Below are 22,169 nucleotides of genomic sequence, written 5' to 3' on the forward strand. Positions count from 1 at the left end.
AATTACACCTCCTATTACTGCTATAATTACACTCTTCTTCTTTTTGGTGGTCTACATCCGTTATGTGGTATTGGAGTAACATCTTTTATTAAAGATATCTCTAAACCAGCTGCTTGAAGTGATCTTATTGCAGCTTCTCTTCCTGAACCTGGTCCTTTTACGTATACTTCAATACTCTTTAATCCGTGTTCCATTGCTACTTTAGCTGCAGTTTCTGCTGCCATTTGAGCTGCAAATGGTGTACTCTTTCTTGATCCTCTAAATCCTAATCCACCTGCACTTGACCATGAAAGTGCATTTCCAACTGCATCTGTTATTGTAACAATTGAGTTGTTGAAAGTTGATTTTATATGTGCACAACCGTGCTCAATGTTTTTTCTTTCTTTTTTTCTTCTACTTCTTTTAACTTTTTGAGCTGCCATCCGTTTTGTCCCTCCTTACTTATTATTTTCTCTTACTACCTGCTCCCTTTTTTGGGCCTTTTCTTGTTCTAGCATTTGTCTTAGTTTTTTGTCCTCTTACTGGAAGACCTTTTCTATGTCTTATTCCTCTGTAACTTCCGATTTCCATTAATCTCTTAATGTTTAAAGCTACCTCTCTTCTTAAGTCACCTTCAACAATTATATTCTTATTTATATAATCTCTTAAAGCATTTACTTCTTCTTCACTTAAATCCTTAACTCTTGTGTCAGAATTTACACCTGTTGATGCAAGTATTTTTTGTGAAGTTGAAAGACCTATTCCGTAAATGTATGTTAGACCTATTTCAACTCTTTTATCTCTTGGTAGGTCAATTCCTGCTATTCTTGCCATCTAATTTTACACCTCCTAAGATTAATGACTTTATATTACTTGTTAATACCTATTATATATTTATTGTAAAGTTATTACTAACCTTGTTTTTGCTTATGTTTTGGATTTTCACAAATAACCATTACTCTACCTTTTCTCTTTATAACCTTGCATTTTTCACAAATTGGTTTAACAGATGGTCTTACTTTCATTACTAACCCTCCTTACTTACTTTGCCCTCCAAGTAATTCTCCCACGAGTTAAATCGTATGGAGAAAGCTCCACTGTAACTTTATCACCTGGCAATATTCTTATAAAATTCATTCTTAGTTTACCTGATATATGAGCCAATATTTTGTGACCACTTTCAAGTTCAACTTCAAACATAGCATTAGGTAAAGCTTCTAAAACTGTACCTTGCATTTCTATAACATCTTGTTTTGACATAAGGTAATCAAACCTCCTCATTATCATCAATGGACTGTAGAAACTTCTTTATTTTTGAATTACTAACCTTATCACCATTTGCTAATAACTGAGTTATCTCTTCTGCAAAAGTGTTCGTTAAATTCAGATGTTTTATTTTCTTTTTTTTAGGACTTTCGATTTTTCTCAAATCTCCATCACATATGTTTACATATTGATGATTTATTACATCAACTATTATAAACTTTCTATCTGCATCTCTACCGGCTTTGGAAATAACCACTCGACCAATAAAACTTTTACTATCCAAATTTTTCACCTCTATTAACTTAATGTTAATATTTCAGGACCTTCATCTAAAATAGCAACTGTATTTTCATAATGGGCAGATAGTTTTCCATCTACAGTTACTACTGTCCAGCCATTTGGCTTAGTCACCACATGATATTCACCTAAGTTTATCATAGGTTCTATGGCTAACATCATGCCATGTGTAAGTTTTGGTCCTCTTCCTTCCCGTCCATAATTAGGAACTTCAGGATCTTCATGCATTTCACGACCTATACCATGACCTACATATTCTCTAACAACAGAATATCCAAAGCTTTCTGCATATAACTGAATAGAATGGGATATATCTGTTAATCTATTCCCAACCTTTGCATATTCCACTCCTTTGAAAAAGCATTCCCTAGTTACCTGTATTAATTTCTTGGCATCGTCTGAGATATTTCCTACAGCAAATGTTCTAGCTGCATCACCATGATAATTATTTAAAATAGCACCACAATCCACACTTATTATGTCTCCCTCCTGAAGAACTCTATCAGAAGGAATACCATGAACTACTTCTTCATTAATAGAAGTACATAATGAGGCTGGAAAACCGTAATAACCCTTAAAAGATGGTTTAGCTCCTTGCTTATTCATATAGTCTTCTGCTATTCTATCCAATTCTTTAGTAGTTATTCCAGGTTTTACTACGTCTTCAAGCATTGCAAGTGTATCTCCTACAACTTTACCTGCCCGTCTCATATATTCAATTTCTGAATTGTTTTTAATTATAATCATTTACTTATCGCTCTCCCAATACTGAACATATGTCTTCGAATACTTTATCTATGGCTAAAGTACCATCAACAACGGACAATACGTTTTGGGATTTATAATATGCTATCAATGGTTGAGTTTGCTTATCATATACATCTAATCTGTCTTTTACAGTCTCTTCATTGTCATCTTTTCTCTGTATTAAATCTGCTCCACAAATACCACATTTACCTTCATTTTTAGGAGGGTTGAACTTAATGTGATAACTTGCTCCGCATGATGGACAAACTCTTCTACCAGTCATTCTTTCTAAAATAAGTTCTCGTGGCACTTCAATTAACAATGCAGTGTCTATTTTTTCACCTTTACCATTAATGAATTCATCTAAGGCTTCTGCTTGTTTAACTGTCCTTGGAAAACCATCAAGAAGAAATCCGTTTTTACAATCCTCTTGTGATAATCTATCTTTAACTAAATCTATAGTTAACTCGTCAGGTACTAGCAAACCTTTATCCATATATTCTTTAGCCTTAACACCTAAAGGTGTTTTTTCAGAAATATTTTTTCTGAAAATATCTCCTGTTGATATATGTGGTATGGAATACTTCTGACTTATTGACTTAGCCTGTGTTCCCTTACCAGCTCCAGGAGGACCTAATAAAATAATCTTCACTAAAAATCATCTCCATATTAAGTTATATACCTATTTTAAGAATCCTTTATAATGACGCATTACTAGTTGAGACTCAAGTTGTCTCATAGTATCTAGTGCAACGCCTACTTCGATTAATAAAGCAGTTCCACCAAAAGATATTCCTTTAAAACTTGTATATCCATCAATTATTATAGGTAATACAGCTATTATAGAGGCAAAAACACCTCCAATTATTGATACCCTTAATAGTACCTTTTCTAAAAATTCCTGTGTTGGTTTACCTGGTCTAATTCCTGGTATAAATCCTGATGATTTATGCATATTCTCTGCCATTTCATCTGGTTTAAAAGTAATTTCAGTATAAAACCAACTAAAGAATATTATTAGTATGGCATACATTGCAGCATATTGCCAAGAGTTTGGCTTAAATAAACTGTATGGGCCATGTATAATTTTTGCGAATTTAGAATTTGGTATAAACTGAGCTATCGTTGCTGGAAACTGCATAACTGACATTGCAAATATTATTGCAATTACCCCTGAAGAACTCATGCTTATAGGAATATGGGATGAACCACCCTTCATCATTTTTCTTCCAGTAGTCTTTCCAGCATATTGTACAGGAACTCTTCTTTCTCCCTTATTGGTAATAACAACACCTACTAAAAGTAGTAATGCTACTACTACAAATACTATTATTTGTACCATATTTACTGAACCAGTACTTTCTAATTCTGAAAGTTTAAACACGGTCTGTGGTAACCTTGATATGATGTTAACAAAAATTAATATTGAAACACCGTTTCCCAAACCCTTAACTGTGATCTGCTCACCTAACCACATTAAAAAAGTAGAAGCTGCAGTTAAAGTTAACATTATAACAAATATATTAAAGGCTGACATTGGTTTTAACGCACCATATCCTGTTATTATTGCGTACGTACCGAAAGCTTGAAGAAAACCTAATACAATACTGAATACTTTTGTATAATTTTGTATCTTTTTTCTACCTTCTTCACCTTCCTTAGAAAGAGATTCTAATGAAGGTACCGCAAATGTCAATAGCTGCATTATGATTGATGCATTAATGTATGGAGTTACCCCCATTGCAAAAATACTAAATCTACTAAATGCACCTCCAGATAGTAGATCATAAAAGCCAAATAACGTTCCAGACTTCGCCAAAGTAGTCAACTTACTAGTATCAATTCCAGGAACAGGAATAAAGTTTCCCATCCTGAAAATTGCTATCATTAGTAAAGTAAATATCATCCTTTGTTTCAACTCTTTTACCTTCCAGGCATTACGTAGGGTTGATAGCACCTATATCACCTCAACTTTTCCTCCAACTGCTTCAATTTTTTCTACCGCAGATTTTGAAAATTTTGTAGCCTTAACATTTAGCTTCTTTTCTATATTTCCGCTTCCTAATACTTTTACTCCATCATATAATTTTTTAACTATTCCTTTTTCTAATAAAACTTCTGGAGTAACTTCAGTACCATCTTCAAATTCATTTAATCTATCTAAATTAATAACAGCAAATTTCTTTGCAAATATATTTGTAAAACCTCTCTTTGGAAGTCTTCTGTATAGTGGCATTTGACCACCTTCAAAACCAAGTCTTACGCCGCCACCAGATCTACTCTTTTGTCCGTCTTGACCTTTTCCAGATGTCTTACCTAGACCTGAACCATATCCTCTTCCAACTCTTTTAGGTGTTTTTGTTGAACCTGCTGCCGGTTTTAATTCATGAAGTTTCATTTTCACACCTCCTTATATTATACTTCTTCAACTTTTAATAAGTATTCAACTTTTTTTATCATACCTCTTATTTGAGGAGTGTCTTCATGTTCTACAGTTTTTCCTATTTTTCTTAAACCTAAAGCATCTACTGTAGCTATATGATCTTTTTTTCTTCCTATAAGACTTCTATTTAATGTAATCTTAAGCTTAGCCAAGGTTATCCCTCCTAACCTAAAATCTCTTCTACGGTTTTGCCTCTAAGCTTAGCAACTTGCTCAACAGTTTTTAAATTTGCTAATCCATTTAGTGTAGCATTAACCATATTTTTTGGGTTGTTAGATCCTAATGATTTAGCTCTAACATCTTTAATTCCTGCAAGCTCAAGTACCGCCCTAACAGGTCCACCAGCTATAACTCCTGTACCTTCTGAAGCTGGCATTAAAAGAACATTTCCTCTTCCAAATTCACCATATATTTCGTGTGGAATAGTTGTTCCTACCATTTGTACTTCTACTAAATTCTTTTTAGCATCTTCGATGCCTTTTCTTATTGCCTCAGGTATTTCAATAGATTTTCCCATTCCAACGCCAACATGACCATTTTCGTCTCCAACTACAACTAAAGCGCTGAATCTAAAGTGTCTACCGCCTTTAACAACCTTAGCAACTCTATTTATGAATACAACTTTTTCCTTTAAGTTTAATTTGCCAGGCTCTATTCTCATTACTTTCCCTCCTTCTCTTAGAATTCTAATCCTGCCTCTCTCGCACCTTCAGCAAGTTCTTTAACTCTTCCGTGGTATATATATCCGCCTCTATCAAATACTACATTTTTTATTCCTTTTTCTAAAGCTTTCTTAGCTATCATTTCACCAACTGTTTTTGCAGCTTCTTTATTTCCGCCATTTTTAACTTGGAAATCTTTTTCTAAACTTGAAGCAGCTACTAACGTTGTTGCATTGATATCATCCACTATTTGAGCATATATGTTCTTTTCACTTCTATATACACATAGTCTTGGTATTTCTGGAGTACCAAAAACTTTTTTACGAACTCTAAGATGACTTCTTTTTCTTACTGCTTTTTTGTCAATTTTCTTAAACATTCGTTTCACTCCTTTCTAGATATTATTTACTATTTACCAGTTTTACCTTCTTTACGTCTGATTACTTCGCCTTGGTATTTTATTCCTTTTCCTTTGTAAGGCTCTGGTTTTCTATGAGATCTTATTACCGCAGCAACTTCTCCTACTAATTCTTTATCTATGCCCTTTACAACTATTTTTGTTGTTTCTGGAACTTCAAATTGAATTCCATCAATAGCATCTATTTCAACTGGATGTGAGAATCCAAGGTTAAGAACTAGTCCTTTTCCTTTAACTTGTGCTCTGTAACCAACACCTATTAATTCTAATGTTTTTTGATATCCTTCTGTTACACCAGTAACCATGTTGTTTATTAGAGCTCTTGTCAATCCATGAAGGGCTCTATGCTCCTTTTGTTCACTTGGTCTTTTCACAATAACAGAATTATCTTCTATATTAATTAGCATATCAGCATGCATCTTTCTTGTTAATTCACCTTTTGGACCTTTAACAGTAACAACGTTGTCTGGTGTTACATTAACAGTTACACCATTTGGAATAGCTACTGGAAGTTTTCCTATTCTTGACATAATCGCACCTCCTCTTCATTACACTACCATATGTAGCAAATTACTTCTCCACCTACTGCTAAATTTCTAGCTTCTTTATCAGTTACAATTCCTTTTGAAGTAGATATTATAGCGGTTCCTAAACCATTTAGAACTCTTGGTATTTCTTCGTGTCTGCAATATACTCTTAAACCTGGTTTTGATATTCTTTTCAAACCAGTTATAACTCTTTCCTTACTTGGTCCATATTTCATTGTTAATCTTAACATTGGAACAGAACCGTCAGTGTATTCCTCAACATTTTTTATATAACCTTCTTGAAGCAATATATTAACTATAGCTTTCTTTATATTTGATGAAGGTATTTCAACAACTTCATGTTTAACTATATTTGCATTTCTTATACGTGTTAGCAAATCTGCGATAGGATCTGTCATTATCATTTATTTTGCCTCCTTTCGTGAACAGTTTTATATTACCAGCTTGCTTTCTTACAGCCAGGGATTTGTCCTTTATATGCTAATTCTCTAAAACAAATACGGCAGATTCCATATTTTTTTAGTACAGCATGTGGTCTACCACATATTCTACATCTTGTATACGCTCTAGATGAAAATTTTGGTTCTTTTTTCCACTTTTCAATCATCGCTTTACGTGCCACTAGTTTTCCCTCCTTTATTGAGCAAATGGCATTCCTAAGAATCTTAATAATTCTCTAGCTTCTTCGTCAGTTTTTGCATCAGTAACGAATACTACATCCATTCCTCTAACTTTATCTATCTTATCATATTCAACTTCTGGGAATATTAATTGCTCCTTTATTCCAAGAGCGTAGTTTCCTCTTCCGTCAAATGACTTTGATGAAACTCCTCTAAAGTCTCTAACTCTTGGTAACGCTACATTTATTAGCTTATCAGCAAACTCATACATTTTGTTTTTTCTTAATGTAACTTTACATCCTATAGGCATGTTTTGTCTTATTTTAAAGTTAGCAACTGAGTTTCTAGCTTTTGTAATTATTGGCTGTTGTCCTGATATAAGTTTTAAATCACCAACTGCAGCTTCCAAAACCTTTGGATTATCTTTTGCTTCTCCGATTCCCATGTTTATTATTATTTTTTCTAATCTTGGTACTTCCATTACATTTTTATATCCGAACTTTTCCATTAATGCTGGAACTACTTCTTTTATATATTTTTCTTGTAGTCTTGGATTCATTAATTAGACCTCCTTTCGAATTCTAGAATGTTTCTCCACACTTTTTGCATATTCTAACCTTAGTTCCATCTTCTAATACTTTTTTGCTTATTCTTGTAACAGTATTACATTTTGTGCAATATAGCATTACTTTTGAACTATATATTGGAGCTTCTTGTTGTATTATTCCACCTTGCATATTTTGTCTGTTTGGCTTTTGATGTTTTGTAACTATATTAACGCCCTTAACTAAAACTTTTCCAGTTTTAGGATAAACTTTTATAACTTCGCCTGTTTTTCCCTTGTCTTTACCTGAAATAACCATTACTGTGTCATTTCTTCTAACGTGTACCTTCATCCGTAGCCACCTCCTTAATTATAGAACTTCTGGTGCTAGTGATAATATTTTATTAAATTCTTTATCTCTTAGCTCCCTTGCTACTGGTCCAAATATACGAGTACCTTTTGGCATCTTATCATCTTTTATTATAACTGCTGCATTTTCATCAAATTTTATATATGTTCCATCGGCTCTTCTTACACCTTTTCTAGATCTAACTATAACGGCTTTAATAACGTCACCTTTTTTAACAACACCGCCTGGTGTTGCACTTTTAACGCTAGCAACTATTATATCACCGATGTTTCCCCATTTTCTCTTAGATCCACCTAATACTCTGATACACATTATTTCTTTTGCTCCAGTGTTATCAGCTACCTTTAATAATGTTTGCTGTTGTATCATAGTAAGTACCTCCTTTCGTTAATACACTATTTAGCTTTTTCAACTATTTGAACTAATCTCCATCTCTTGTCTTTAGATAATGGTCTAGTCTCCATTATTTCTACTCTATCATTTATATTAGCTTCGTTATTTTCATCATGAGCTTTAAATTTAGTAGTTCTGTTTATTGTTTTTCCATATAGTGGATGACGCACCTTTGTTTCTACAGCAACTACAATAGTCTTATCCATTTTATCAGATACGACTCTTCCTATTCTAGTCTTTCTGTTTCCTCTTTCCATTTAGGCTAAACCTCCCTTCACAGTTTACTGTCTTACAGCCTTTAACTCTTCTTCTCTAAGGATGGTCTTGATTTGGGCTATTGACTTTTTGACTTGTCTTATTCTCATTGGATTTTCTAACTGCCCAGTAGCTAATTGGAATCTCAAGTTGAATAACTCAGCCTTTAAGTCCCCAACTTTGGCATTTAACTCTTGAGGAGTACTTTGTCTTAGCTCTTGTAATTCCTTAGCCTTCATTTACTTCACCACCCATTTCTTCAAAATCTCTTCTTGTAACAAACTTGCTCTTCACTGGTAACTTATGTGAAGCAAGTCTCATAGCTTCTCTTGCTACTTCTTCTGGAACTCCAGATATTTCAAATAGCACTCTACCTGGTTTTACTACTGCTACCCAATGTTCTGGTGAACCTTTACCTGAACCCATACGAGTTTCTGCTGGTTTTTCTGTTACAGGCTTATCTGGGAATATTTTAATCCAAACTTTTCCGCCTCTTTTAACGTATCTATTTATTGCTATTCTGGCAGCTTCTATTTGATTGTTTGTTATCCAACCACATTCAGTTGCTTGTATACCGAAATCACCATATGCTATGAAATTACCTCTTGTTGCCTTACCTTTCATTCTACCGCGTTGTACCTTACGGTGTTTAACTTTTTTAGGCATTAACATAACTTATTCCTCCTTCCTTGAACACAAAATTTTCTATGCTTCAGTTTCTTCCTTATTTACTTTTTTTGTTGGAAGAATTTCTCCTTTATATGTCCAAACTTTCACACCTATTTTTCCATATATCGTATTTGCTTCTGCAAATCCATAATCAATGTCTGCTCTTAATGTTTGTAGTGGAATTGTTCCTTCATGATATTGTTCATTTCTTGCTATTTCAGCACCGCCAAGTCTTCCTGAACAAGATGTTTTAATTCCTTTTATTCCAGACTTCATAGCTCTTTGTATTGATTGTTTCATAGCTCTTCTGAAAGATATTCTTTTTTCCAATTGTAAAGCTATGTTTTCAGCAACTAATTGAGCATTGCCTTCTGGCTTTTTAACTTCTATTATATTTATTAATATGTTTTTGTTGCCAACTATTGATTTCAACTCACCTTTAAGAGTTTCGATTCCTTGGCCGCCTTTTCCTATAACCATTCCTGGTTTAGCAGTTTGTATGTTGAGTTTAACTCTTTTAGCTGCTCTTTCAATCTCTATTTTTGAAATACCAGCTGTGTAAAGTTTTTGTTTAACAAATTCTCTTATTTGGTTATCTTCTATTAGGTTATCAGCGAAGTCTCTATCATTAGCATACCATTTTGCATCCCAATCTTTAATAACTCCAACTCTTAAACCATGTGGATTTACCTTCTGACCCAATCTACGTCCCTCCTTACGCTCTTTCTTTAACCACTAATGTTACATGGCTAGTTCTTTTTAATATTCTATATGCTCTACCTTGAGCACGTGGTCTAAATCTCTTTAAAGTTGGTCCTTGATTAGCATAGGCTTCTGCTACATATAATCTATTTTTATCTAAATCAAAGTTATTTTCTGCATTAGCAACAGCTGATTTTAAAACCTTGCTTATAACATCTGCTCCTCTTTTTGGAGTGTATTTTAATATTGCAAAAGCTTCATTAACATCTTTACCTCTTATTAAGTCAAGTACAACTGCTACTTTTGTTGAAGACATTCTCACGTAACAAGCTTTAGCTCTAGCTTCCATTACTATTACCTCCTTCCCCAGTCACTATCTTACAGCTGATTTTTTCTCAGTGTTTTTATGACCTTTAAATGTTCTAGTTAAAACGAACTCTCCTAATTTATGTCCAACCATATCTTCTGTTAAGTATACAGGCACGTGTTTTCTTCCATCGTGTACTGCTATTGTATGGCCTACCATTTGAGGGAATATTGTTGAACTTCTTGACCAAGTTTTAATAACCTTTTTCTCTCCGTTTTTGTTCATTTCATTAATTCTTTTTAAAAGTATCTCTTCAATGTAAGGTCCCTTTTTTATTGATCTACTCACTTGTATTGGCCTCCTTTCATACAGTTCATTGGCAAACTAGGAAGAGAATTTTAAATTCTCTCCACTATTTTCTTTTCTTTATTATTAATCTTTCAGAATATTTCTTAGTCTTTCTTGTCTTATATCCAAGTGCTGGTTTACCCCAAGGAGTAAGTGGACTTGCATGACCTATAGGTGCCTTACCTTCTCCACCACCATGTGGGTGATCGTTAGGGTTCATTACAGAACCTCTTACTGTTGGTCTGAATCCTAAATGTCTTGTTCTACCAGCTTTTCCTATGTTAACTAGTTCGTGTGATAAGTTAGAAACTGTTCCTATTGTAGCTCTACATTCTATTCTAACATATCTCATTTCACCACTTGGTAATCTCAATGTAGCATAACCGCCTTCTTTAGCCATTAACTGTGCAGAAGAACCTGCAGCTCTTACTAATTGAGCACCTTTTCCTTTTGCTAATTCAACATTGTGAATTACAGTACCTACTGGAATGTTCTTTAAAGGAAGAGCATTTCCAACTTTAATATCAGCTTCTGCGCCAGACATAATTACATCTCCAACTTTTAATCCTACTGGAGCAATTATGTATCTTTTTTCACCATCAGCATATACAACTAAAGCAATGTATGCTGATCTGTTTGGATCATATTCTATTGTAGCAACAGTTGCTGGTATATTATCTTTAGTTCTTTTAAAATCTATTATTCTATATTTTCTTTTAGCTCCGCCGCCTCTGTGACGAACTGTTATTTTTCCTTGACCATTTCTACCCGCATTTTTCTTTCCTAGAGAAACAAGAAGTGACTTTTCTGGCTTATCTGTTGTTACTTCTTCAAAAGTAGCCATAGTCATTTGTCTTCTAGAAGGAGTAGTAGGCCTAAAACCCTTAACTGGCATTTAATTTCCCTCCTTGCATTAGCTTTTCTGGCTATCGCCAATAATTGCTTTATTATAGTTTAAAACTACATTCCTTCAAAGAATTCTATTGCTTTGCTATCCTCTGTTAACTTAACAACAGCTTTCTTGTAATCTGGTCTTTTCCCAAAGTGAACTCCAACTCTCTTTGGTTTTCCCATTACATTTGCAGTTTTAATTTCTAGCACTTTAACACCAAAAACTTCTTCTATTGCTGTTTTTATTTGGTATTTGTTTGCAGTTTTTTCTACTATAAAGGTGTATTTCTTATCAGCCATTTCAGCCATACTTTTTTCAGTTACAACTGGTCTTCTTATTATATCATGGCTTGTTAATTTCATTATGCATACACCTCCTCAATTTTAGCAACCGCATCTTTAGTTACTAATAATCTCTCATATCTTAACAAATCATAAACATTTAAGTTATTTACAGGGATTACTGATACCCCTTCAATATTTCTAGCTGATTTATATACATTTACATCTTTTTCAGCTACAACTATTAATGTTTTTTTAGCTTCGAATGCATTTAGCACTTTTACCATTTCTTTAGTTTTAGGAGCTTCCATTTGTAAACTTTCTAAAACTAATATGTTTTCATCTGCAACTTTTGATGAAAGAGCAGATTTAAGAGCTAATCTCTTAACTTTCTTTGGAACATCCTTACTGTAATCTCTTGGCTTTGGTGCAAAAACAACACCACCATGAATCCATTGTGGAGCTCTTATTGAACCTTGTCTTGCTCTACCTGTTCCCTTTTGTCTCCATGGTTTTATTCCACCACCTGAAACTTCAGCTCTTGTTTTAGCTGATTGAGTTCCTTGTCTTTTATTAGCAAGTTGTGCTACTACAACTTGATGCATAACTTCTTTATTTACTTCGATACCAAACACGTTAGCTGCTAACTCAATGTCACCAACCTTTTGTCCTTCTCTATTAAATAATCCTACTGTAGGCATTCTAATTCCTCCTTTCCTTTAGAACTGCTTATTTAACTTTTATTGTATCTCTTAATAATACTAATCCTTTGTTTGGTCCTGGTATTCCGCCTTTTATCAATATTACATTGTTTTCTGGCATTACTTTTACTACTTCAAGATTTAACACTGTAACATTTTCGTTTCCCATATGACCTGGCATTTTCTTGTTTTTGAATGTTCTTGATGGATCAGAAGATGCTCCCATTGAACCAACTGCTCTATGGTATTTAGAACCGTGACTCATTGGTCCTCTTTGGAAATTCCATCTCTTAATTGTACCTTGGAATCCCTTACCTTTAGAAACTCCTGATACATCTATTTTATCTCCAACATTGAATATGTCTGCTTTTATTTCTGCTCCAATTTCATATGCAGCTGTGTCTTCCAATTTAAATTCTTTAATAAATCTTTTTAAAGAAACATTAGCTTTTGCAAATTGTCCTTTAACAGGTTTATTAACTAATTTTTCTCTTATATCTTCAAATCCAACTTGAATTGCTTCATAACCATCTTTTTCTACAGTTTTCTTTTGAAGAACAACACAAGGTCCTGCTTGAACCACTGTTACTGGTATTACAGCACCATTTTCTGCAAATATTTGAGTCATACCTAACTTTCTACCTAATATTGCTTTTTTCATTAATTACACCTCCTCAACTAATTAGCGGATCACATAAGTGATCATAACAGTTCGTAATAGACCTCTATTACCAAATTATAGTTTTATCTCGATATCAACACCTGCTGGTAAATCCAATTTCATTAAAGAATCTACAGTTTTTGGTGAAGGACTTATTATGTCTATTAATCTTTTATGAGTTCTTATTTCAAACTGCTCTCTTGAATCTTTATACTTATGTGGAGCTCTTAATATTGTTACCACATCTTTTTCTGTTGGTAGAGGTACTGGACCTGCCACTCTAGCTCCTGTAGCTTTTGCAGTTTCTACTATTTTTTCTGCTGATTGATCTAAAATATTGTGATCAAAAGCTTTAAGTCTGATTCTTATTTTTTGTTTTGCCATTTTTCTTTCCCTCCTTTTCATCGCACGCTTTACTTCTTTACGTACAACAGCGGATACTCTGTAAACTGTTCCGGGTGTTTCATGATGTACCGAAAACAAATAAACAGGCTTTCCGTCGCCCGATTCTTGATCGAACTTATATGATAAGAATTCCCCGGAAGTTCGGCAACCTCTTATCACACTACTGTTACACATTACAACTCTTTTAGTATACACTAATTTTTTTTGTTTGACAAGTATTTTTTTGTTTGTATTTTAAATTATAGGGGAGAAGATATAAACTCTCCTCCCCTATAAAACTCTTAATTAAAAGTCAATTGAGTTAACTTAAAATATTAATTATTCAACTATAGTAGTAACAACTCCTGAACCTACAGTTCTTCCGCCTTCTCTTATAGCGAATCTTAATCCTTCTTCCATAGCTACTTGAGTTATTAATTCAACATTCATGTCGATGTGGTCTCCTGGCATAACCATTTCTGTTCCTTCTGGTAATGCGATTGAACCTGTTACGTCTGTTGTTCTGAAGTAGAATTGTGGTCTGTATCCATTAAAGAATGGTGTATGTCTTCCACCTTCTTCTTTCTTTAATACGTACACTTGACCTACAAATTTCTTGTGTGGGTGTACTGTATTTGGTTTTGCTAATACTTGACCTCTTTCGATGTCTGCTCTTTGGATACCTCTTAATAATGCTCCTATGTTATCTCCAGCCATTGCTTCGTCTAGTAACTTTCTGAACATTTCTACTCCTGTTACTACTACTTTTCTCTTTTCTTCACTTAGTCCAACGATTTCTACTTCGTCTCCTACGTGTAATATTCCTCTTTCTACTCTTCCTGTTGCAACTGTTCCTCTTCCTGTGATTGTGAATACATCTTCTACTGGCATTAAGAACTCTTTGTCTGTTGCTCTTTCTGGTGTTGGTATATATTCATCTACTGCTGCCATTAATTCATAGATGCATGCTGTTTTTCCTTCATCGTCTGAGTTTTGTAATGCTTCTAATGCTGATCCTGTTATTACTGGACATCCGTCTCCGTCAAATCCATATTCACTTAGTAATTCTCTTACTTCCATTTCTACTAGTTCTAATAATTCTGGATCGTCTACCATGTCTGCTTTGTTTAAGAATACTACTATGTGGTTAACTCCAACTCTTGATGCTAGTAGTATATGTTCTCTTGTTTGTGGCATTGGACCATCTGCTGCACTTACTACTAGGATTGCTCCATCCATTTGTGCTGCTCCTGTTATCATGTTCTTTACATAGTCAGCGTGGCCTGGGCAGTCTACGTGTGCGTAGTGTCTGTTGTCTGTTTCATATTCTACGTGTGATGTATTGATTGTGATTCCTCTTTCTTTTTCTTCTGGTGCCTTATCTATTTCGTCATATTTTGTTGCTGCTGCTTTTCCTGTTTTTGATAATACTGTTGTAATTGCTGCTGTTAATGTTGTCTTACCGTGGTCTACGTGACCTATTGTTCCTATATTTACGTGTGGTTTACTTCTTTCAAATTTTGACTTTGACATTATTCTTCCTCCTTACAATAAATGTATTAATCATTTATCTTTAAGCTTTTTTAAACCTACTAATATTATTTTCTTTCACTAATTACTTTTTCTTGTATACTCTTTGGTACTTCTTCATTGTGATCAAATTCCATTGAGTAGTTTCCTCTACCTTGAGTTTTTGATCTTAATGATGTTGCATAACCAAACATTTCTGATAGTGGAACGAATGCTCTAATAACTTGAGCTCCTGCTCTTTGTTCCATTCCTTCTATTCTACCTCTTCTAGAGTTAACATCTCCCATAACGTCTCCCATGTATTCTTCTGGGATAACAATTTCAACTTTCATAACTGGCTCAAGTAATACTGGTTCTGCTTTACTCATAGCATTTTTAAATGCCATAGAACCAGCTATCTTGAAGGCCATTTCTGAAGAGTCAACATCATGGTATGATCCATCAAACAATCTAACTTTAAAGTTTGTTGCAGGATATCCAGCAACGACACCTGTTCTAGCTGCTTCTTTTATACCATTTTCTATTGGTGCAATGTATTCTTTTGGTATAGACCCTCCAACGATAGCATCTTCAAATTTAAATACTTCTTCACATGGTTCCATTTCAATCCAACAGTGACCGTATTGTCCACGTCCACCTGATTGTCTAACGAATTTACCTTCAGCTTTAACAGCTTTTCTGATAGTTTCTTTGTAAGCAACTTGTGGTTGACCTACGTTACATTCAACTTTGAACTCTCTTTGAAGTCTGTCAACAATTATTTCAAGGTGAAGTTCTCCCATACCTTCTATAATTGTTTGACCAGTTTCTTGATTAGTAAATGTTCTGAAAGTTGGATCTTCTTCTGCTAACTTTTGAAGAGCAATACCCATTTTTTCTTGACCAGCTTTTGTCTTAGGCTCAATAGCAACAGATATAACTGGTTCTGGGAATTCCATACTTTCTAATATTACTGGACTTTCTTCACTACATAAAGTATCTCCAGTTGTTGTGTTCTTAAGACCTATTACAGCTCCTAAATCACCAGCTCTTAATTCATCTACATCTTTTCTGTGATTTGAGTGCATTTTAACAAGTCTTCCTATTCTTTCTCTTTTACCTTTATTAGAATTCAATACGTAAGTACCACTTTCCATTACTCCAGAATAAACTCTTGTGAAAGCTAGTTTTCCTATGAATGGATCTGTAGCAATCTTAAATGCTAAAGCTGCAAGTGGCTCATTATCGTCACTGTGTCTTTCTACTTCTTCTTTAGTTTCTACATCCATACCTTTTATTGATGGTACGTCTAATGGTGATGGTAAGTATTTAACTGCAGCATCAATCATCATTTGTACACCTTTGTTCTTATATGACGATCCACATATTACTGGAACTATTTCGTTATTACATACACCTTTTCTTATAACAGCGTCAATTTCTTCTACTGTCAATTCTTCTCCATCAAGGTATTTCATCATTAATTCTTCATCTAATTCAGCAACTGATTCTAGCATCTGTGATCTGTAATCTTCTGCTATTTCCTTCATATCCTCAGGAATTTCAGTTGTTTCAAATTCTTTTCCTAAGTCATCTTTATATATTCTAGCATTATTTTCTATTAAATCTATTATTCCTACAAAGTTCTCTTCTTTACCTATTGGTAACTGTATAGGAACTGCATTAGCATGTAATCTTTCTCTCATCATGCTTACTGCTCTGTAGAAATCTGCTCCTAGTATATCCATTTTATTTATGTATGCTATTCTTGGAACATTATACTTATCTGCCTGTCTCCATACTGTTTCAGATTGAGGCTCAACTCCGCCTTTAGCACAGAATACACCAACAGCACCGTCAAGTACTCTTAATGATCTTTCAACTTCAACAGTGAAATCTACGTGTCCTGGTGTGTCAATTATATTGATTATATGATCTTTCCATTGACATGTTGTTGCAGCAGAAGTTATAGTTATTCCTCTTTCCTGCTCTTGTTCCATCCAGTCCATTGTAGCACTACCATCATGAGTTTCTCCAATTTTATGATTTATTCCTGTGTAGAATAATATACGTTCTGTAGTTGTTGTTTTTCCCGCATCTATATGAGCCATGATTCCTATATTACGGAATTTCTCTAAGGAATATTCTCTTGCCATGTACTTTCCTCCTTCTATCCTATGAACGATTCAAATTTTAGAAAACTGTTTTGGCAAGGCCAAAACAGTTTTCTACTAATATCTGTAATGTGCGAAAGCTTTGTTTGCTTCTGCCATCTTATGAGTGTCTTCTCTTTTCTTAACAGCTGCTCCAGTGTTATTAGATGCGTCTAATAATTCTGCTGCAAGTCTATCTTTCATATATTTTTCGTTTCTTTTTCTAGTAGCGTCAACCAACCATCTTAGACCTAATGTCTGTCTTCTCTCCGGTCTTACTTCTATTGGAACTTGATAGTTAGCTCCACCTATTCTTCTTGCTTTTACTTCTAAAAGTGGCATGATGTTGTTCATAGCTGTTTCAAATACTTCTATAGCCTCTTTACCTGATTTTTCAGCCATTATATCGAATGCACCGTAAACAATTTTTTGAGCAACACCTTTTTTACCATCTAACATTATTTGGTTTACTAATTTAGTAACAACCTTACTATTGTACAATGGATCTGGTAATACATCTCTTTTTGCTATATGTCCTTTTCTTGGCACTTTTCTTCCCTCCTTAACATAAAATATTTAAGTTCATCGGTACTCGGCTATTGCCGCAAAGCGCTCTGCCAACCGCACAAAATACAATCTATAATCTATATAAATGCTGATGACATTGCACCATCAATAAATGAACCTATTTTTTCTTAGGTTTTTTAGCTCCATACTTAGATCTGCTTTGCATTCTATCTGCAACACCAGCAGCATCTAGAGTACCTCTTACAATGTGGTATCTTACACCAGGAAGGTCTTTCACTCTACCTCCTCTTATAAGAACAACACTGTGCTCTTGTAAGTTATGTCCTATACCTGGTATGTAAGCTGAAACTTCATATCCATTTGTTAATCTAACTCTGGCAACTTTTCTTAACGCTGAGTTAGGTTTTTTAGGAGTTGATGTTTTAACTACTGTACATACTCCTCTTTTTTGTGGACACTCTTTTAAAGCTGGTGAACCAGATTTAGTAACTACTGTCTGTCTGCCTTTTCTCACTAATTGGTTAATAGTTGGCATTTTTACACCTCCTTTTGATGTTTAGCTATATATAAATTATAGTTTTAGCAATTTTCCTTTAATGTACATGCTACTGCCGCACCTACATCAATTCCACAAAGTCGTCCTAATTCCTTCATAGTGTCTATATATACTATTTCAAGGGATTTATCTTTGGCTAAATTAATTAATGGCTGTATAAGCTTAGATTCAGCATCTTTTGCTACATATAATCTTTCACATTGATTTCCCTTTACAGCTTTCAATGTTTGTTTTATACCTACTGATTTTTTCCCTATAAGCCTACTGGCCATAGTGAAACCCCCTTTATATACTGTATTACAAGAATAAAGTTTAAAACTTTATTCTTGTAACAAAACTACACAAAGTGTATTTTAACATTTTAAAATATGGATGTCAACAAATTAAACTTAAGCTTCTATATTATTTTCTTCATCTTCTTCCAAATCTTCTCGATTTAGGTTCATTTTTATTCCTCTGTACTTATTCATTCCTGTACCCGCTGGAATTAACTTACCAATTATAACATTCTCTTTTAACCCTACTAAAGGATCTATCTTTCCTTTAATAGCTGCATCAGTAAGTACTCTAGTAGTTTCTTGGAATGAAGCTGCAGATAAGAATGAGTCTGTAGCTAAAGCAGCTTTTGTAATTCCTAGTAAAGTCACCTTACCATCAGCTGGCCTATTTCCTTCATCTAAAGCCTTGCTATTTTGCTCTTGAAAGTCAAATATATCTATCATAGTACCTGGTAATAATTCTGTATCTCCAGAATCTTCTATTTTAACTTTTCTAGTCATTTGTCTTACAACTACCTCAAGATGCTTATCATTTATATCAACACCTTGAAGTCTATATACCTTCTGCACTTCTGAAAGAAGATAATTTTTAACTGCTTTTATACCTTTAATTCTTAAAATATCATGAGGGTTTATTGAACCTTCTGTTATTTCATCTCCAGCTTCAATTTGTTGCCCATTAGCTACTCTTAATCTTGAACCAAATGGTATATCATAGCTAGTTTCTTCTCCTGCTTCATTCTTAACATATACTACTCTCTTCTTTTTAGTTTCTTCCACTCTTACAGTACCTGGCATTTCACTTATTATAGCAAGCCCTTTTGGTTTTCTTGCTTCAAATAATTCCTCAACTCTTGGAAGACCTTGGGTTATATCCGCTCCAGCAACTCCACCAGTGTGGAATGTTCTCATGGTAAGCTGAGTTCCCGGCTCACCTATTGATTGAGCTGCTATTATACCAACTGCTTCTCCAATATTTATCTTGTTAGCTGTAGCCATGTTCATCCCATAACATTTAGCACAAACTCCAAACTTAGATTTACATGTAAATACTGATCTTATATTAACTTTTTTAACACCGGCTTTTACTACCTTAGAAGCCGTATTAGCATCTATATAAGAATTTTTACTTACAATCACTTCTCCTGATTCAGGATCTAGTATATCCTCAGCACTATATCTTCCAGTAAGTCTTTCTTCTAGAGTTTCTATTACTTCATTTCCTTCTTTTATTTCTGAAACCTCAAGGCCTTCTTCTGCACCACAGTCTTCAGTTCTAACTATTACATCTTGACTTACATCAACAAGTCTTCTTGTTAGATATCCAGAGTCTGCTGTTTTTAACGCAGTATCGGCATTACCTTTTCTAGCTCCATGTGTTGAAATAAAGTACTCTAATACATCTAGACCTTCTCTGAAGGAAGATCTTATAGGTAATTCTAGTATCTTACCTGATGGACTAGCCATTAATCCTCTCATACCTGCAAGCTGTTTAATCTGACTCTTAGAACCTCTGGCTCCAGAATCTGCCATCATATATATAGGATTAAACTTATCAAAGTTATCCATCAATGCATTCGCAACATCCTCTGTAGTCTTAGTCCATTTATCGATTACTCTTTCATATCTTTCTTGTTCTGATATGAAACCTCTTCTGTACATTTTTTCAATCTTTTCAACTGCTTTATCAGTTTCTCCCAATAATGTTTTCTTAGCTTCAGGTACTGTCATATCAGATGTAGAAATTGTAATAGCACCTATAGTTGAATAATGATATCCTGTAGCTTTTATCTTATCTAACATTACTGATGTTCCTGTTGGTCCGTATTTAGCATAACATTTATCAATTATTTTTCCTAAATTCTTTTTACTAACTAGGAAATCAATTTCTAATTTAAATTCATTTTCCGGTATACTTCTATCAACAAATCCCAAATCTTGTGGTATACATTCATTAAATATTAATTTACCAGGTGTAGTTGCTATAATACGAGAAAATTCTTCTCCATTTATTTCTTTTGTTAGTCTAACTTTAATTTTAGCATGTATATCAATTTGACCTAATTGATATGCCATTAAGACTTCTTCAAAATTTGAAAATACTCTACCTTCTCCTTCTGCTCCATCTTTATCTAATGTTAAGTAGTAAGAACCTAATACCATATCCTGAGTAGGAACACAAACTGGCTTACCATCAGAAGGCTTAAGTATATTATGAGCTGCTAACATTAAGAATCTAGCTTCTGTTTGTGCTTCAACAGATAAAGGTACGTGTATAGCCATCTGGTCTCCATCAAAGTCAGCATTGTATGCTGTACATACTAATGGATGTAGTTTTATAGCTCTACCTTCTACAAGCACTGGTTGGAAAGCTTGAATTCCTAATCTGTGAAGAGTCGGAGCACGGTTTAATAACACCGGATGATCTGTAATAACTTCTTCTAAAACATCCCAAACCTCCGTCATTACTCTTTCTACCATTCTCTTAGCACTCTTTATGTTATGAGCTACACCTTTTTCAACTAACTTTTTCATTACAAAAGGTTTAAACAATTCTAAAGCCATTTCTTTTGGAAGACCACATTGATACATTTTAAGTTCTGGTCCTACAACTATAACGGAACGTCCTGAATAGTCAACACGTTTACCAAGTAGGTTCTGTCTGAATCTTCCCTGTTTACCTTTCAACATATCAGATAGAGATTTTAATGGTCTATTTCCTGGACCTGTAACAGGTCTTCCTCTTCTACCATTGTCTATAAGTGAATCCACTGCCTCTTGAAGCATTCTTTTTTCATTTCTTACTATAATATCTGGTGCTCCTAAATCTAACAGCTTTTTCAATCTATTATTTCTATTTATAACTCTTCTATATAAGTCATTTAAATCTGAAGTTGCAAATCTTCCACCATCTAACTGAACCATAGGTCTTAAATCTGGCGGTATTACTGGAATCACATCTATTATCATCCATTCTGGATTATTATTAGATTTTCTAAATGATTCTACTACTTCAAGTCTTCTTATAATTCTAACTCTCTTTTGTCCTGTACTTGTTTCTAACTCTTCCTTAAGATCTATAGACAAATTCTCTAAGTCTAATTCTCCAAGTAAAACCTTTATTGCTTCTGCACCCATTCCTGCAACAAAGCTCTCTTCACCATATTTATCCACAGCTTCTCTATATTCTTTTTCATTTAATAGCTGTTTCTTTAGAAGAGGTGTTTCTTTAGGATCTAAAACTATATATGATGCAAAGTATAACACCTTCTCCAAAGATCTTGGGGATACATCCAGTATAAGTCCCATACGTGATGGTATGCCTTTAAAATACCATATGTGGGAAACAGGGGCTGCAAGTTCTATATGCCCCATTCTTTCACGTCTAACTTTTGCCTTAGTTACTTCTACTCCACATCTATCACAAACAATACCTTTGTATCTTACCCTTTTGTACTTTCCACAATGACATTCCCAGTCCTTTATAGGTCCAAATATTCTTTCGCAGAACAATCCATCTCTTTCAGGTTTTAAAGTTCTATAGTTTATAGTTTCAGGTTTCTTAACTTCTCCCCTTGACCACGCTCTGATTTGTTCTGGTGAAGCTAAGCCTATTTGTATAGCATCAAAATTATTTAATTCAAACAAGGGTACATCC

The 22,169-nt window shown here is 34.1% G+C and carries 35 protein-coding genes; all 35 read right to left on the reverse strand.

Going from position 1 to position 22,169, the window contains the following annotated elements:
* Window positions 1-26: 26 nt before the first annotated feature.
* Entirely contained in the window at window positions 27-422 is a 396-nt protein-coding gene (gene rpsK / locus C1715_RS02775; protein ID WP_035292493.1) for a 30S ribosomal protein S11, read from the reverse strand.
* Window positions 423-444: 22 nt separating this feature from the next.
* Window positions 445-813, reverse strand: coding sequence for a 30S ribosomal protein S13 (rpsM, locus tag C1715_RS02780; RefSeq protein ID WP_102399147.1), 369 nt, complete (start codon window positions 811-813; stop codon window positions 445-447).
* 77 nt (window positions 814-890) lie between these two features.
* Window positions 891-1,004, reverse strand: coding sequence for a 50S ribosomal protein L36 (gene rpmJ / locus C1715_RS02785; protein ID WP_003373491.1), 114 nt, complete (start codon window positions 1,002-1,004; stop codon window positions 891-893).
* Window positions 1,005-1,020: 16 nt separating this feature from the next.
* Window positions 1,021-1,239 carry a translation initiation factor IF-1 gene (infA, locus tag C1715_RS02790; RefSeq protein ID WP_035292496.1) on the reverse strand — a complete coding sequence of 73 codons (219 nt, stop codon included), beginning with the start codon at window positions 1,237-1,239 and terminating at the stop codon, window positions 1,021-1,023.
* 7 nt (window positions 1,240-1,246) lie between these two features.
* Window positions 1,247-1,528: a KOW domain-containing RNA-binding protein gene (locus C1715_RS02795; RefSeq protein ID WP_102399148.1), complete on the reverse strand. Its 282-nt coding sequence runs from the start codon at window positions 1,526-1,528 to the stop codon at window positions 1,247-1,249.
* Between the two features lie 14 nt (window positions 1,529-1,542).
* Complete coding sequence (gene map, locus C1715_RS02800; protein WP_102399149.1) at window positions 1,543-2,289, reverse strand: type I methionyl aminopeptidase; 747 nt, start codon at window positions 2,287-2,289, stop codon at window positions 1,543-1,545.
* Between the two features lie 4 nt (window positions 2,290-2,293).
* Window positions 2,294-2,941, reverse strand: coding sequence for an adenylate kinase (locus tag C1715_RS02805; protein WP_102399150.1), 648 nt, complete (start codon window positions 2,939-2,941; stop codon window positions 2,294-2,296).
* Between the two features lie 30 nt (window positions 2,942-2,971).
* The gene (gene secY / locus C1715_RS02810; RefSeq protein WP_102399151.1) at window positions 2,972-4,246 is read right to left on the reverse strand and encodes a preprotein translocase subunit SecY; all 1,275 of its coding nucleotides are present in this window, start codon (window positions 4,244-4,246) and stop codon (window positions 2,972-2,974) included.
* Window positions 4,247-4,687: a 50S ribosomal protein L15 gene (rplO, locus tag C1715_RS02815; RefSeq protein WP_102399152.1), complete on the reverse strand. Its 441-nt coding sequence runs from the start codon at window positions 4,685-4,687 to the stop codon at window positions 4,247-4,249.
* A 17-nt stretch (window positions 4,688-4,704) separates the two neighbouring features.
* Entirely contained in the window at window positions 4,705-4,884 is a 180-nt protein-coding gene (rpmD, locus tag C1715_RS02820; RefSeq protein ID WP_035292507.1) for a 50S ribosomal protein L30, read from the reverse strand.
* An 11-nt stretch (window positions 4,885-4,895) separates the two neighbouring features.
* Window positions 4,896-5,393, reverse strand: a complete 498-nt coding sequence (gene rpsE, locus C1715_RS02825; RefSeq protein WP_102399153.1) for a 30S ribosomal protein S5 — start codon at window positions 5,391-5,393, stop codon at window positions 4,896-4,898.
* 17 nt (window positions 5,394-5,410) lie between these two features.
* Window positions 5,411-5,773: a 50S ribosomal protein L18 gene (rplR, locus tag C1715_RS02830; RefSeq protein WP_102399154.1), complete on the reverse strand. Its 363-nt coding sequence runs from the start codon at window positions 5,771-5,773 to the stop codon at window positions 5,411-5,413.
* 29 nt (window positions 5,774-5,802) lie between these two features.
* The gene (gene rplF, locus C1715_RS02835) at window positions 5,803-6,342 is read right to left on the reverse strand and encodes a 50S ribosomal protein L6 (protein ID WP_102399155.1); all 540 of its coding nucleotides are present in this window, start codon (window positions 6,340-6,342) and stop codon (window positions 5,803-5,805) included.
* 23 nt (window positions 6,343-6,365) lie between these two features.
* Window positions 6,366-6,764: a 30S ribosomal protein S8 gene (gene rpsH, locus C1715_RS02840; RefSeq protein WP_102399156.1), complete on the reverse strand. Its 399-nt coding sequence runs from the start codon at window positions 6,762-6,764 to the stop codon at window positions 6,366-6,368.
* A gap of 32 nt (window positions 6,765-6,796) precedes the next feature.
* Window positions 6,797-6,982: a type Z 30S ribosomal protein S14 gene (locus C1715_RS02845; protein ID WP_035292517.1), complete on the reverse strand. Its 186-nt coding sequence runs from the start codon at window positions 6,980-6,982 to the stop codon at window positions 6,797-6,799.
* 14 nt (window positions 6,983-6,996) lie between these two features.
* Complete coding sequence (gene rplE / locus C1715_RS02850; RefSeq protein ID WP_102399157.1) at window positions 6,997-7,539, reverse strand: 50S ribosomal protein L5; 543 nt, start codon at window positions 7,537-7,539, stop codon at window positions 6,997-6,999.
* Window positions 7,540-7,561: 22 nt separating this feature from the next.
* Complete coding sequence (rplX, locus tag C1715_RS02855; protein WP_102399158.1) at window positions 7,562-7,876, reverse strand: 50S ribosomal protein L24; 315 nt, start codon at window positions 7,874-7,876, stop codon at window positions 7,562-7,564.
* An 18-nt stretch (window positions 7,877-7,894) separates the two neighbouring features.
* On the reverse strand, window positions 7,895-8,263 hold the full coding sequence (gene rplN / locus C1715_RS02860) for a 50S ribosomal protein L14 (protein ID WP_102399159.1): 369 nt from the start codon (window positions 8,261-8,263) through the stop codon (window positions 7,895-7,897).
* A 26-nt stretch (window positions 8,264-8,289) separates the two neighbouring features.
* Entirely contained in the window at window positions 8,290-8,544 is a 255-nt protein-coding gene (gene rpsQ, locus C1715_RS02865) for a 30S ribosomal protein S17 (protein WP_035292523.1), read from the reverse strand.
* 24 nt (window positions 8,545-8,568) lie between these two features.
* Complete coding sequence (gene rpmC / locus C1715_RS02870) at window positions 8,569-8,781, reverse strand: 50S ribosomal protein L29 (RefSeq protein WP_102399160.1); 213 nt, start codon at window positions 8,779-8,781, stop codon at window positions 8,569-8,571.
* Window positions 8,771-9,214, reverse strand: a complete 444-nt coding sequence (gene rplP / locus C1715_RS02875; RefSeq protein ID WP_035292528.1) for a 50S ribosomal protein L16 — start codon at window positions 9,212-9,214, stop codon at window positions 8,771-8,773. The genes rpmC and rplP overlap by 11 nt, the downstream gene beginning before the upstream one ends.
* 33 nt (window positions 9,215-9,247) lie before the next feature.
* Window positions 9,248-9,913, reverse strand: coding sequence for a 30S ribosomal protein S3 (gene rpsC / locus C1715_RS02880; protein WP_102399161.1), 666 nt, complete (start codon window positions 9,911-9,913; stop codon window positions 9,248-9,250).
* A gap of 13 nt (window positions 9,914-9,926) precedes the next feature.
* Window positions 9,927-10,262 carry a 50S ribosomal protein L22 gene (gene rplV, locus C1715_RS02885; RefSeq protein ID WP_102399162.1) on the reverse strand — a complete coding sequence of 112 codons (336 nt, stop codon included), beginning with the start codon at window positions 10,260-10,262 and terminating at the stop codon, window positions 9,927-9,929.
* Window positions 10,263-10,286: 24 nt separating this feature from the next.
* Window positions 10,287-10,568, reverse strand: a complete 282-nt coding sequence (gene rpsS, locus C1715_RS02890; protein ID WP_102399163.1) for a 30S ribosomal protein S19 — start codon at window positions 10,566-10,568, stop codon at window positions 10,287-10,289.
* A 64-nt stretch (window positions 10,569-10,632) separates the two neighbouring features.
* On the reverse strand, window positions 10,633-11,463 hold the full coding sequence (rplB, locus tag C1715_RS02895; RefSeq protein ID WP_102399164.1) for a 50S ribosomal protein L2: 831 nt from the start codon (window positions 11,461-11,463) through the stop codon (window positions 10,633-10,635).
* A gap of 65 nt (window positions 11,464-11,528) precedes the next feature.
* Complete coding sequence (gene rplW, locus C1715_RS02900) at window positions 11,529-11,822, reverse strand: 50S ribosomal protein L23 (protein WP_102399165.1); 294 nt, start codon at window positions 11,820-11,822, stop codon at window positions 11,529-11,531.
* Window positions 11,822-12,442, reverse strand: coding sequence for a 50S ribosomal protein L4 (gene rplD / locus C1715_RS02905; protein ID WP_102399166.1), 621 nt, complete (start codon window positions 12,440-12,442; stop codon window positions 11,822-11,824). The genes rplW and rplD overlap by 1 nt, the downstream gene beginning before the upstream one ends.
* A 28-nt stretch (window positions 12,443-12,470) precedes the next feature.
* Window positions 12,471-13,103, reverse strand: coding sequence for a 50S ribosomal protein L3 (gene rplC, locus C1715_RS02910; RefSeq protein WP_102399167.1), 633 nt, complete (start codon window positions 13,101-13,103; stop codon window positions 12,471-12,473).
* Between the two features lie 75 nt (window positions 13,104-13,178).
* Window positions 13,179-13,487: a 30S ribosomal protein S10 gene (gene rpsJ, locus C1715_RS02915; protein ID WP_102399168.1), complete on the reverse strand. Its 309-nt coding sequence runs from the start codon at window positions 13,485-13,487 to the stop codon at window positions 13,179-13,181.
* 339 nt (window positions 13,488-13,826) lie between these two features.
* Window positions 13,827-15,020 carry an elongation factor Tu gene (gene tuf / locus C1715_RS02920; protein ID WP_102399169.1) on the reverse strand — a complete coding sequence of 398 codons (1,194 nt, stop codon included), beginning with the start codon at window positions 15,018-15,020 and terminating at the stop codon, window positions 13,827-13,829.
* Window positions 15,021-15,085: 65 nt separating this feature from the next.
* A complete protein-coding gene (gene fusA, locus C1715_RS02925; protein ID WP_102399170.1) occupies window positions 15,086-17,152 on the reverse strand; it encodes an elongation factor G in 2,067 nt (688 codons plus the stop codon).
* A gap of 75 nt (window positions 17,153-17,227) precedes the next feature.
* On the reverse strand, window positions 17,228-17,698 hold the full coding sequence (gene rpsG / locus C1715_RS02930; protein ID WP_102399171.1) for a 30S ribosomal protein S7: 471 nt from the start codon (window positions 17,696-17,698) through the stop codon (window positions 17,228-17,230).
* A 136-nt stretch (window positions 17,699-17,834) separates the two neighbouring features.
* A complete protein-coding gene (rpsL, locus tag C1715_RS02935; protein ID WP_102399172.1) occupies window positions 17,835-18,212 on the reverse strand; it encodes a 30S ribosomal protein S12 in 378 nt (125 codons plus the stop codon).
* A gap of 44 nt (window positions 18,213-18,256) precedes the next feature.
* Window positions 18,257-18,505, reverse strand: coding sequence for a ribosomal L7Ae/L30e/S12e/Gadd45 family protein (locus C1715_RS02940; RefSeq protein WP_102399173.1), 249 nt, complete (start codon window positions 18,503-18,505; stop codon window positions 18,257-18,259).
* A 117-nt stretch (window positions 18,506-18,622) separates the two neighbouring features.
* Window positions 18,623-22,159: a DNA-directed RNA polymerase subunit beta' gene (gene rpoC, locus C1715_RS02945; RefSeq protein WP_102399174.1), complete on the reverse strand. Its 3,537-nt coding sequence runs from the start codon at window positions 22,157-22,159 to the stop codon at window positions 18,623-18,625.
* Between the last annotated feature and the right edge of the window lie 10 nt (window positions 22,160-22,169).

Source organism: Haloimpatiens massiliensis (assembly GCF_900184255.1).
GTDB lineage: Bacteria > Bacillota > Clostridia > Clostridiales > Clostridiaceae > Haloimpatiens > Haloimpatiens massiliensis.